The organism is Bacillus stratosphericus, from assembly GCF_020524495.1.
Lineage (GTDB): Bacteria > Bacillota > Bacilli > Bacillales > Bacillaceae > Bacillus > Bacillus stratosphericus_B.
On sequence record NZ_JAIVLB010000010.1, the window covers coordinates 49,461 to 61,613 of the forward strand.

The 12,153-nt window shown below is 40.8% G+C and carries 10 protein-coding genes and 4 pseudogenes; 11 read left to right on the forward strand and 3 right to left on the reverse strand.

Going from position 1 to position 12,153, the window contains the following annotated elements:
* The first annotated feature begins 39 nt into the window (after window positions 1-39).
* The 7 genes and pseudogenes from deoC to LC033_RS05870 all read left to right on the forward strand — a co-directional run bounded on the left by deoC (window position 40) and on the right by LC033_RS05870 (window position 7,055).
* Window positions 40-711, forward strand: a complete 672-nt coding sequence (gene deoC / locus LC033_RS05840) for a deoxyribose-phosphate aldolase (protein WP_226567308.1) — start codon at window positions 40-42, stop codon at window positions 709-711.
* Window positions 712-879: 168 nt separating this feature from the next.
* The gene (locus tag LC033_RS05845; protein ID WP_226567309.1) at window positions 880-2,061 is read left to right on the forward strand and encodes a NupC/NupG family nucleoside CNT transporter; all 1,182 of its coding nucleotides are present in this window, start codon (window positions 880-882) and stop codon (window positions 2,059-2,061) included.
* Window positions 2,062-2,085: 24 nt separating this feature from the next.
* Window positions 2,086-3,387, forward strand: a complete 1,302-nt coding sequence (locus LC033_RS05850) for a pyrimidine-nucleoside phosphorylase (protein WP_226567310.1) — start codon at window positions 2,086-2,088, stop codon at window positions 3,385-3,387.
* A 63-nt stretch (window positions 3,388-3,450) separates the two neighbouring features.
* Window positions 3,451-3,662 (forward strand): annotated as a pseudogene (locus LC033_RS05855) (putative quinol monooxygenase); the annotation flags it as partial.
* A 188-nt stretch (window positions 3,663-3,850) separates the two neighbouring features.
* Complete coding sequence (locus LC033_RS05860) at window positions 3,851-6,232, forward strand: immune inhibitor A domain-containing protein (RefSeq protein WP_226567312.1); 2,382 nt, start codon at window positions 3,851-3,853, stop codon at window positions 6,230-6,232.
* A gap of 207 nt (window positions 6,233-6,439) precedes the next feature.
* Entirely contained in the window at window positions 6,440-6,694 is a 255-nt protein-coding gene (locus LC033_RS05865) for a hypothetical protein (RefSeq protein ID WP_226567313.1), read from the forward strand.
* Between the two features lie 4 nt (window positions 6,695-6,698).
* Window positions 6,699-7,055: pseudogene (locus LC033_RS05870) on the forward strand (DUF1304 domain-containing protein).
* 78 nt (window positions 7,056-7,133) lie between these two features.
* On the opposite strand, the gene LC033_RS05875 reads toward LC033_RS05870, so the two are convergent.
* Window positions 7,134-7,313, reverse strand: a complete 180-nt coding sequence (locus LC033_RS05875) for a hypothetical protein (RefSeq protein WP_099682360.1) — start codon at window positions 7,311-7,313, stop codon at window positions 7,134-7,136.
* A gap of 288 nt (window positions 7,314-7,601) precedes the next feature.
* Window positions 7,602-8,834, reverse strand: a complete 1,233-nt coding sequence (pepT, locus tag LC033_RS05880) for a peptidase T (protein WP_226567314.1) — start codon at window positions 8,832-8,834, stop codon at window positions 7,602-7,604.
* 243 nt (window positions 8,835-9,077) lie between these two features.
* Between pepT and LC033_RS17210 the strand changes: the two are divergent.
* The 3 genes and pseudogenes from LC033_RS17210 to LC033_RS17215 form a co-directional block, all read left to right on the forward strand.
* Window positions 9,078-9,251, forward strand: a pseudogene (locus LC033_RS17210) (WXG100 family type VII secretion target); the annotation flags it as partial.
* A 153-nt stretch (window positions 9,252-9,404) separates the two neighbouring features.
* A complete protein-coding gene (locus LC033_RS05890) occupies window positions 9,405-10,169 on the forward strand; it encodes a YfjC family protein (protein ID WP_226567315.1) in 765 nt (254 codons plus the stop codon).
* A 244-nt stretch (window positions 10,170-10,413) separates the two neighbouring features.
* Window positions 10,414-10,509, forward strand: a pseudogene (locus tag LC033_RS17215) (transcriptional regulator); the annotation flags it as partial.
* A gap of 105 nt (window positions 10,510-10,614) precedes the next feature.
* Here the strand turns inward: LC033_RS17215 and LC033_RS05895 are convergent.
* Window positions 10,615-10,956: a helix-turn-helix domain-containing protein gene (locus LC033_RS05895; RefSeq protein ID WP_226567316.1), complete on the reverse strand. Its 342-nt coding sequence runs from the start codon at window positions 10,954-10,956 to the stop codon at window positions 10,615-10,617.
* A gap of 206 nt (window positions 10,957-11,162) precedes the next feature.
* Between LC033_RS05895 and LC033_RS05900 the strand changes: the two genes are divergently transcribed.
* Complete coding sequence (locus LC033_RS05900; RefSeq protein ID WP_226567317.1) at window positions 11,163-12,152, forward strand: asparaginase; 990 nt, start codon at window positions 11,163-11,165, stop codon at window positions 12,150-12,152.
* Window position 12,153 lies beyond the last annotated feature (1 nt).

Consider the following 12,153-nt stretch of genomic DNA (forward strand, 5'->3'; position numbering starts at 1 on the left):
TAAGATGAAAGTATCTTAACTAAAAGGAAGTGTGAATGCATGACGATAGCAAAGCTCATTGATCATACAGCACTAAAAGCAGATACATCTAAAGCTGCAATTTTGCAGTTACTTGAAGAAGCAAAGACTTATCAATTTGCATCTGTTTGTGTCAATCCAACATGGGTGTCTCTTGCAGCAAAAGAACTAGCAGGGACAGGCGTTGATGTATGTACAGTGATCGGTTTCCCTTTAGGCGCAAGCACAACGGCGGTCAAGGCATTCGAAACAAAGGATGCGATTGAAAACGGAGCGACTGAAGTAGACATGGTCATCAACATTGCGGCACTGAAAGATTGCGAATATGTTGTGGTTGAACAAGATATTCGGGCAGTTGTAGACGCGGCAAAAGGTCAGGCACTTGTGAAAGTCATCATTGAAACATGTTTACTCTCAGAAGAAGAGAAAGTTCGAGCTTGTGAGCTTTCAGTGAAAGCTGGCGCTGATTTTGTGAAAACATCGACTGGATTTAGTACAGGCGGTGCAACGGCTGAGGACATCGCATTGATGCGTAAAACAGTAGGACCTGACATTGGTGTGAAAGCATCAGGCGGCGTAAGAAAAAAAGAAGACGTTGAGGCAATGACAGCTGCAGGCGCTACCCGCATTGGTGCAAGTGCAAGCGTTTCCATTATCAAAGGAGATCAATCAGCTCCTTCGAAAGACTATTAATTCATAACATCCTATGGTAGGATAACATTCGTGACTCATTAAATGATGAAAAAGTCATATGCGGAAGGATCTCGTTACTGGGAATTTCTTCCGCCATTTGTTTGCGAAAATAGGGTTCGTTCCATACAAGCGCATTAATGTAAACGAATTCATTCAAGGAGGAAAAACATGAAATACGTGATTGGTATCATCGGTTTGCTGGTGATTCTCGCCATTGCTTGGCTGGCAAGTAACGAAAGAAAAAGAGTGAAATTCCGTCCAGTCATTGTCATGATTGTACTGCAATTTATTTTAGGTTATATTCTGCTCAATACAGGTGTTGGAAACTTCCTAGTTGGAGGCTTTGCGAAAGGATTCCAGATGCTTCTAGGCTATGCAGGTGAAGGAATTAACTTCGTATTTGGTGGACTAATGAATGATAATGCGTCAACTTTCTTCCTCAACGTCTTGCTCCCGATCGTCTTTATTTCTGCATTGATCGGTATTCTGCAGCATTGGCGTATCCTTCCGCTTATCGTACGCGGAATTGGATATTTGCTTAGTAAAGTAAATGGAATGGGAAAACTAGAATCCTACAACGCAGTAGCGTCTGCGATTTTAGGTCAATCAGAAGTTTTTATTTCCATTAAGAAACAGCTTGGATTATTACCTCAGCAGCGTCTTTATACATTGTGTGCATCTGCGATGTCGACTGTATCGATGTCCATTGTCGGTGCCTATATGCAAATGATTAAACCAGAGTACGTCGTCACAGCACTTGTGCTGAACCTATTTGGTGGATTTATTATTGCGTCTATTATCAATCCATATGAAGTGTCTAAGGACGAAGACATGCTTGAAGTCGTAGAAGAAGAAAAACAATCCTTCTTTGAAATGCTTGGCGAATATATTATGGATGGTTTCAAAGTAGCGATTGTTGTCGCTGCGATGTTGATTGGATTTGTTGCGTTAATTGCGATGATTAATGGAATCTTCACAGCTGCCATCGGTGTTTCATTCCAAGATATACTTGGATATGTTTTTGCACCATTTGCTTTACTAGTCGGTGTACCTTGGAACGAAGCGGTACAAGCAGGAAGTATTATGGCAACCAAAATGGTGTCCAACGAATTTGTGGCGATGCTAGCACTGTCTGAAGACGGTATGAATTTCACTGCTCGTACAGAAGCCATCATCTCTGTATTCCTTGTATCCTTTGCGAACTTCTCCTCTATTGGTATCATTGCTGGAGCAGTCAAAGGCTTAAACGAAAAACAAGGAAACGTTGTTGCCCGCTTTGGATTAAAGCTGTTATTCGGTGCAACACTCGTCAGCTTCTTAACAGCAGGCGTTGTCGGTTTGCTTTACTAACATAAAAAAGGAATGGTGAAAACAATGAGAATGGTAGATATCATTGCGAAAAAACGTAACGGAAAAGAATTATCTCCAGAGGAAATTTCTTTCTTTGTCAAAGGATATACGGACGGAACAATTCCTGACTACCAAGCAAGTGCCTTGGCTATGGCAATTTTCTTCCAAGATATGACGGATCAAGAACGTGCAGACTTAACACTCGCTATGGCGAACTCAGGGGATACGATTGACCTGTCTGCCATTGACGGAATTAAAGTAGATAAGCACTCAACAGGCGGTGTAGGCGATACAACAACACTTGTACTGGCTCCTTTAGTTGCAGCACTTGATGTACCTGTTGCGAAAATGTCTGGACGTGGCCTTGGTCATACAGGTGGAACCGTGGACAAGCTTGAGGCTGTGAAAGGCTTCCACGTAGAAATTACAAAAGACGAGTTCATCGAGCTGGTCAACCGTTATAAAGTAGCGGTGATTGGACAGTCAGGCAATCTGACACCTGCTGATAAAAAGCTTTATGCTCTTCGTGATGTGACAGGAACCGTTAACTCGATCCCGCTTATTGCAAGCTCGATCATGAGTAAGAAAATTGCTGCTGGTGCAGACGCCATCGTACTAGATGTGAAAACTGGTGCAGGTGCCTTCATGAAAACACCTGAAGACTCTGAGAAGCTTGCCAAAGCCATGGTGCGCATCGGAAACAACGTAGGCAGACAAACAATGGCTGTCATCTCTGATATGTCTCAGCCGCTAGGATTAGCGATTGGAAATGCCTTAGAAGTAAAAGAAGCTATCTACACACTGCGAGGCGAAGGTCCTGAAGACTTAAACGAGCTCGTTTTGACATTAGGAAGTCAAATGGTCGTTCTTGCGAAAAAAGCAGACACGTTAGATGAAGCAAGAGAAAAACTGGTTGAAGTGATGAAAAACGGCAAAGCACTTGAGAAATTCAAGGAATTCTTAGAAAATCAAGGTGGAGACAGCTCGATTGTGGATCAGCCGGAAAAACTGCCACAAGCCCCTTATCAAATCGACGTACCTGCTAAAGAATCAGGTGTGGTCGCTGAAATCGTCGCAGACGAAATCGGTGTTGCAGCCATGATTCTTGGAGCAGGTCGTGCAACAAAAGAAGACGATATCGACCTATCTGTCGGTATCATGCTGAACAATAAAGTGGGTGATCGTGTAGAAAAAGGAGAATCTCTTGTGACGCTGCATGCCAATCGTGAAGATGTGGCAAATGTCATGGAGAAAATTTATGACAACATCCGTATTGCTGATCAAGCCGATGCACCAACATTGATCCACACAGTAATTACAGAGTAGAGAAAAAGGACAAAAGCGATTTGCCGCTTTTGTCCTTATGTACCAGTTATGCTACTATCAATTGCGAAATCGGCTGATGAAGGCAACGTATCCTACAAACTGTTCAAGGATATGGAAAAGGAAATACCTTTTTAATGGTGGAAGTGTGGAAAAATGAAGCTGCGGTTCAGAGCCATATTGCAAGTGCATATTTCCAAGCTTTCGTAGTAAAGACAAAAGAATTTTTAGCCGCTCCACTTGATGTTGTTGCATATCAAGGTGAGCAGCTTTCATAGAAAAACAACAAACACCCTAGGCGTTCATTGCCTAGGGTTCTTTTATTTTCAACACCTGGTTTATCCATTTCATTATCGTATTGTGCATTTTCCACAAAAATTCTGAAAATAAAATATTTTTCGACTTAAGTATACTGGAATATGCTAGAATTATATATTATTTATTACCATATTAGGGAGGAACCAATATGAAAAAAGGGAAATGGACGAGTATTGCATTAACAGCTGTCCTCAGTTTAGGCACATTGACAGTTTTCAGCACCCCGCTATCTGCCCACACCACAAAAAAGACAACATCCTCAGATGGCGGTCATTATTCAGGCATTCCATTCGATGCAAGTGTTGTGAATGAAGACCGTCTCATCAAAGCTCTGAAAAAACAAGGGAAAATCAAAAAGAATGCCAATGAGGTAGAAACCCAAAAGGTATTAAAGAACTATTTAAAGAAAAAAGAAGAAGCTGCCATGAAACAAAGCGCAAGTACCTTAACAGAAGAGCCTGAATTCCTAAAAGATTACAAACAAGAAGTACATAACAAATTAGCCAAAAAGAAAAAGCTAAAGAAACATAAAGGAAAAGAAGGCAACCAAGTAAAACCGGTCAAAAAGGAAAAGTATAAAGGCGACGTTCGCAATGATAAAGTGCTGGTTTTATTAGTAGATTTTAAAGATTATAAGCATAATAGTATTAAAAAAGAAGAGACGGATATGTACTATGACAAGTACGATCAACAGCACTATCAAGATATGATTTTCGGAAAAAATGGCTACTTCGGTCCAGATGGTAAACGAAAAGTATCCATGAAGCAATATTATGAAAAACAGTCGGGTGGAAGTTACACGATTAGTGGAACAGTAACTGGATGGTATACATCCAAGCATGAAGCAGCTTATTACGGCGGGAACGTCCCTGACGGAGAAGGAAGTGATGGAAAACCGCGTGAATTAGTGAAAGAAGCACTCGAAGCAGCAGCCAAAGATCCGAACATTGACCTCGGTGAATATGATCAATGGGATCGCTATGATATTGATGGAGACGGCGTTTATAACGAACCAGACGGTATCATTGATCATCTCATGGTCGTTCACGCTGGTGTAGGTGAGGAAGCAGGCGGCGGACAGCTCGGCTCTGACGCTATATGGTCGCACCGCTGGTCACTTGGTGATGTGTATGAGATTCCAAATACTGAATCTGAAGTTGGTCAAGGCGGGAAATTAGGTGCTTTAGATTATACCATTGAGCCTGAAGATGGCGCAGCAGGTGTTTTCTCACATGAATTTGGGCATGATCTTGGCCTTCCTGATGAGTACGATACACAATACACAGGCAGAGGGGAGCCCGTTTCTTACTGGTCTATCATGTCAAGTGGGAGCTGGGCAGGTAAAATACCTGGTACGGAGCCAACAGGTTTTAGTCCATATGCGAAAGAAATGCTTCAAAACCTGCATGGCGGCAACTGGCTTTCTGGACAAACCATTGATAGTAATACATTAAAGAAAAGCAAAACAGTGTTAATCGATGAAGCAGTAACAAAAGGTACGAACCATGATGCTGTTCGAGTCGATTTACCAGATAAAGAAGTTGTCGTCACAACGCCTGTCCAAGGGAAATACGCTTACTTCAGCGGGACGGGTGACAATTTGAATGCAACCATGACGACAACTGGTATTGATTTGTCGAAGGGAAGCAAAGCAGAGCTTACTTTTAAAGCATGGTACGATATCGAAGAAGATTATGATTATGCGTATGTAGAGGTTCGTGAAACAGGGACAGATCAATGGAAAACCATTGCGGGTAATATCACGGATGATCAAAATGAAGCAGGTGCTAACGAAGGAAATGCCATCGACGGAAAATCATATGGCTGGGTAGATGCAACCTTTGATTTATCTGCTTACGCAGGGAAAAAGATTGATCTGCAATTCCGCTACACAACCGATGCGGGTTATTCGTTACCAGGTTTATTCGTGGATGATCTAAACATAACAGCAGATGGAACAAAAGTGTGGTCTGATGATGCCGAGGGAACGTCCACTTTTACCTTCAATGGATTCTCTCAATCTAATGGAAAACAATATGCAGCACAGTACTATTTACTAGAATGGCGCTCTAATGCTGATGTCGATAAAGGTTTAAAGCATATCAAACGAGGAGCAAGTCTGATGAGCTATAATAACGGTTTGGTCGTGTGGTATGTGGATCAATCTTATAGTGATAACTGGGTAGGGAATCATCCAGGGAATGGCTTCCTTGGTGTGGTCGATGCGGATCAGCAAGTATTGAAATGGAGTGACGGCTCCATTGCGGCCACTGGGTTCCAAGTACATGATGCAGCATTTTCTTTAAATCCAAGTACGAAACTGAATATTGATTATACAGAGACGACAGGTTTAAACTTGGAAGATCGCTATATTCGCCCAACTCGTACATTTAGTGATAAAAAGAATTATGTGAATCCAAATAACCCAGATGCAGGGCGTGATGTGCTGTCATATGGGCTATCCTTTAAAGTCGTTGCACAAAGTAAGGATCGCTCTGTTGGAAAGGTATTAATTTCTAAAAGTAACTAAACAGAAAGCCGGATTCTACTATTGAATCCGGCTTTTTAATATGTCGAGACAAGGGTTTTCATAAGACGGTCGGTTTTTTGATCGAATGTCTGTTCTTTTTTATTTTGATATCCGAATGAAACCATTATATAATAGAAATTGGAAGTTTTTCTTTCAATCATGGTTCTTTTTGAGCTGTTAAAAAACAGGAAAGGATGAGCGTTACTAATGAGTTGTGTCACTGCCAAGCAATTAAAGGTGATTCGAGGAACGATGCAGACTTTTTGCAGCCATTTGGAGTATGATGGTTACGTTAAGCTTCATATCAATACCATTATGGCTTTTATTAAAAAGGAATTTGGTGTGAGGAAAATGAAAGACATTCCACAAAGTCGGTTTACTGAAGTGTTAGAGCTAATACAAGACTTTGATTTATACACGGACAAAATAGAAATTCATGATCGTCTATCAGAAAGGAATTAACTAAATTGATATTTCAGCAATGATATTAGTAGGAATTGTCGCTTTAGAACACATTTTCATCATGTTACTCGAAATGTTTTTTATGGAATTAAAAATGGCTAAAAGATCTTTCCGGCTGCCTGAGAACTTACAAAAAGATCCAAATGCGAAAGTGATTTTTGCCAATCAAGGGCTATATAACGGGTTTCTAGCTGCAGGAATCATTTGGGGGCTTATTCTCGGATGGATTACCTTTGGATATATGATTCAGCTTTTTTTTCATTCTTTGTGTGTTGATCGCAGTGGTATTTGGCGGTGTGACATCCAATAAAACAGATTACCAGCCTTGCTCGCATTAATTGCGTTCATGCTAGCGATTTAAAACCTTAAATCAGCCCCAGTGTGAAGTGCGCTCCAAATGTTAGACACAATCTAACATTTGGAGGTGCTTTCCTTGTATTTATACTTGTTTTGGTGCATTGTTTAGTGGGTGGCGGCGTTTGCCGTTGTAGTGGCGGCGCATACGAAAGATTTCAAACTCCGAAAGCTCTGCGCTTTTTCGTTTTTGGGTGCGGTTATCTTTTTTGAAAGAGAAAAGTAAATAGCAGCAAAGTGAAGCGATAATGAATAAAATCATCATATGACATTCCTCCAATTCATCCTATTCTTTAAGTGTAGACAGGGTGAGTGATGTTTATAACTGAAAATAAGCAACAAAATCGGTTTAGTTCTTATGATTTAGATAATCTGCTCATTTAGGTCTAAAATACTATGTATTTTCAACTATTATATTTCCAGTTATTTCTCTCGTCAAGAAGAATTTTTCTGGGGTTGTCTATATTAGTACGATTAAGTGTCATGAAAGTTTCAGAAAATTGTAAAATTTTATTGAAAAACCGTTCCCGAACAGGAACGGTTGTAAACATGTCTATGCTTTTTCTTCAAATAAACGCGCAATTTCCACGATAACTTCTGTTGCCTTGACCATGTTTTCAACAGATATAAATTCATATTTGCCGTGAAAGTTCTCCCCGCCAGTAAAGATGTTAGGAGTTGGGAGACCTTTATATGAAAGCTGAGAACCGTCTGTACCGCCGCGAATAGGTTCAATCACAGGTGTCACTGAGCGATTTTCCATTGCTTCATAGGCAATGTCCACAATATGTTTTACCGGCTCAATTTTTTCTCTCATATTATAATATTGATCCTGAATGCTAAGGGTAATGCTCTTTTCACCGTAGACCGCTTTTAAGTCATTTTTAATCTTTCCAAATAGTTCCTTACGGTTGTTAAACTTCTCCTTATCAAAATCACGAATAATATATTGAAGTTCTGCTTCTTCTACTTCCCCTACAAATTTCGTCAGGTGGAAAAAGCCTTCATATCCTTCTGTATACTCCGGAGATTCGTCAGAAGGAAGTTTGTTGTGAAAGAGCATCCCGATCTTAGCAGCGCTGACCATTTTGTCTTTCGCTGTTCCTGGATGGACGTTGTTTCCTTTAATCGACACCTTCGCACCTGCTGCGTTGAAGCTTTCATATTGAAGCTCTCCAAGTGGCCCACCGTCAATGGTATAAGCATAAGAAGCACCGAAGGCATCGACATCAAATTTGTGCGGCCCTCTGCCAATCTCTTCATCTGGAGTGAAGGCGACTCGAATCTTTCCGTGCTTGATTTCTGGATGCTGAATGAGGTAATGCATGGCGGTCATAATTTCTGCGATACCTGCTTTGTTATCTGCGCCAAGTAATGTCGTGCCATCAGTGGTGATGAGCGTATGTCCTCGGTATTTTTGTAAATTTGGAAACTGTGTTGGAGATAAAACGATATGTAGATCTTCATTTAACATGATGTCACTGCCTTGATAGTTCTCATGAAGCTGCGGCTTCACATTCTTGCCAGTGAAGTCAGTAGCTGTATCGATATGAGCCAAAAAGCCAATGGTCGGCACTTCTTTGTCTGTGTTAGATGGGATCGTTCCCATGACATAACCGTTTTCATCCATTGTCACTTCTTGAATGCCGATGGATTTCATCTCATCAACAAGCTGTCTCGCTAGGTTCAGCTGTCCTTCAGTGGATGGGCAGCTTTCCTTTTCTGCATCAGACTGGGTATCCACTTTCACATAACTTGTGAAACGTCCGATCATTTCCTCTTTCATCTATACGTCACTCCTTTTGTAGTATACGTTCATTTTATCATGTCTTGAAAGCGCTTCATAACAAGAAAGGCTTTCTCTGGCAATTAGAGAGGAAAAAGGCCTGCTTTCTTTGCATAATGCGCTGAATGGTTCTTTAGGGTGATTTTTTTAGGTGTCTTTTTATTTATAATGAGGACATATAAAATCGTCCATTTGTACGTTAAATTGGGAGAGAGGGGTCGAAAGTCGGATTCTAGTTAACCGCTGGCACTCGTTCAAAAATTTCAAGAAGCGGTTGATGACATTCAGCAGTCGAAGCAGCTACGGCTGAAGGCAGTAGACTCAGGCTGGCAAGGAGAAGCAAGAAGTAAATTTGATCAAAGCTTTGAGGAAACAACAGCACGCTATGATCAATTTGAAAAGGACTTGCTTGAAACGAGGCTGGTGTAAAAGCAGTCAATGACCATTGATCAAGCAAATCAGGTGATACATAAAGGCATTGAAAAAACAAAAGAAACCGTAGATTCGCTTATAAAGGGTGCAGTTGATTTCTTTAAGGGAGCATTTTCTTTTGGATAAGGAGAGATCAAGTTGGATCAGCTACGTCTAAGTATCGAGGAACTCATTTTTAGCTTTTACAGCGAAGGTTATTTTGAACAAGGTATGTCATTAAAGGAAGCTTATTATCCTGAGGTAGAGGACGAACGTCTTGGGTTTTTGTTTGAAATTGCATGCCGCTCTTTGCTGGCAAAAGGCGTGTTAGAATTTCGAAACAGACAATACCGTTATAAAGAAGAATATCGTCATTTCATTCAAGCTATGAATGATGCATCGCACACCGTCAAGGCTTCAACATTTGGAGAGATAGATGAAGGATTCAGTACTTCTTTTCATACGACGAAGGCGGGTGTGTATGCACATCAAACACTTTATGATCAACAAGTGCATCAGATTCAAAAACTGAAAGATGATCAGCAGGCAGAGGAGCAAGTAACCACCTTTTTGAACATCCAAATGAGTGATCAACGCTTATCTGTCATTACCTTGCAGGCAGAGGAATTTGAAACGCTATTAGAACCAGCAAGCGAGGCGAAAGATGAATGGCTTTCTTTTCTAAAACTTAATAAAGCGGAGGATCCAGAACTTGTGAGGACATTTGTTTTAGATGTGCGGGCAAGAAAAGGTCAGATGGACTCCCTCATGAAGGTAGCCTATGACAAAAACAATCAGCCCGATGTGGAATCCATGATATTTGTTATTCCAGGTGAGAGACATTCTTGGCTTGTGTGGGGGATAAAGGAAAACGAATTTCGCATTGAGACGGCTCATAGAGATGGGTTACGTTCTATATTCTAAAGGATGAGGCTTGAATCAAAATGAAGTAATAGAAGTCCATTCTTAGGCAACGGGGACTTCGGTATCATTGGAACTTGGCTATGGCAGTAAAGTCTGAATGAGGTGATGAGAGATGGACAAGAATGATACGCAGGACCGTATGGCTGAGGTACTCTGTTTATCGAAAAGGTACTTACAGCAGGTTGAAAAAAACAGACTTCGTCTCAATTGACCGCAATCTGCGGACGTATGTGAAAAAAGGCACCTCTAGCAAAATGTGCTGAGTCAGCATTACCGCATCTTAGATGATGAGAATTATCGCTATTATAGTTCATTTAATAAGGAAGAAGCAAAGCGGTGATTATAGGAGTTAAGTCAGCTGTCTTCTCCTTATTTAGAAACAGCTCATCACAAAAGAAAAAGAGAGGCACCCGTCTGACAGGGCTCTCTCTTTTTTTGTTTATACTTACAGAGTGTTTTTCGCCCGAATAAAGGCAACAAGCTGTTTGATTTCTTCATCGGTTAGGGGAACACCATCTACAAGGATTGTTCCTTCTTTTGCTTTCGTCAGTTCAATCTTGATATCAGAGATTTTGCGTTGTATCTCCGGCTCGTCCGTTCTACCAAGTAAAAAATCAATGGACGTATCATACAAATCAGCCAGCAGCTTCACTGCTTCAAGCGAAGGTCGTCGGTACCCAGATTCGTAACCGGCATAGGTGCTTTTGGCGATACCTAGGCGATCTGCCGTATGCTGGAGAGACCATTTTTTCTTTTTTCTAAGGGTGGTTAAACGATCGAGTATCATACATGAACGCTCCTTTATATACAACAACAGTATATCATATTTTGGCAAAGAGTGTACGCGTTATGCGTAATATTTTCTTGATTAATTCGCGTTATGTGACTATAATGGCAATGAAGGTACGCGGAAAGCGTATATTATAGAATAGCACAAACTGGCTTATAATATGTGTGACAAACGATGTAATTTTATTGAAAGAGGTGGACCTGTTGAAGAAATTATTGCTTTTAACAACTGGTGGGACGATTGCATCTGTAGAGAGTGAAAATGGTTTAGCTCCAGGTGTTAAAGCTGAGGACCTTTTAAGCTATTTAAACGAAATTAATGCAGAGTACACAATGGACACAAAGTCCCTTATGAGTATAGATAGCACAAATATGCAGCCTGAATACTGGGTGGATATCGCAACAGCCATTTATGAAAATTATGATCAATATGATGGGTTTGTTGTCACTCATGGGACCGATACAATGGCCTATACATCAGCAGCCCTTTCTTATATGCTGCAAAATCCTGATAAGCCAATTGTCATAACAGGCTCACAAATCCCGATTACATTTAAGAAAACAGATGCGAAGAAAAACATTACAGATGCCATTCGATTTGCATGTGACGGTGTAGGCGGCGTGTATGTCGTGTTTGATGGCCGAGTGATTCAAGGAACACGCGCAATCAAACTAAGAACGAAAAGCTATGATGCATTTGAAAGTATTAACTATCCATATATTGCATCGATTGAAAACCATGAAATTGAATACAATAGCAAAGTAAAAAGATCATCAATGAAACCGCTTAAATTAGATGCATCGCTGAACACAGATGTCTGTCTATTAAAACTGCACCCAGGTCTTAAGCCTGAGTTTTTAGATTCCATCAAAGGTGTGTACAAAGGGGTCGTTATTGAAAGCTACGGCAGTGGTGGAATTCCTTTCGAGGGAAGAAACCTTTTAGAGAAGATCAATGAATTATTAGAAGAAGGCATTCCTATTGTTATCACGACTCAGTGTCTAGAAGAAGGAGAAGACATGAGCGTGTATGAAGTAGGACGCAAAATCAATCAAGAACTGGTAGCGCGTTCACGAAACATGAACACTGAGGCCATCGTACCGAAACTCATGTGGGCATTAGGAAAGACAACAGATCCAAAAGAAGTGAAGAAGATTATGGAAACCCCAATCGCTGAAGATTTAGTGATTTAAC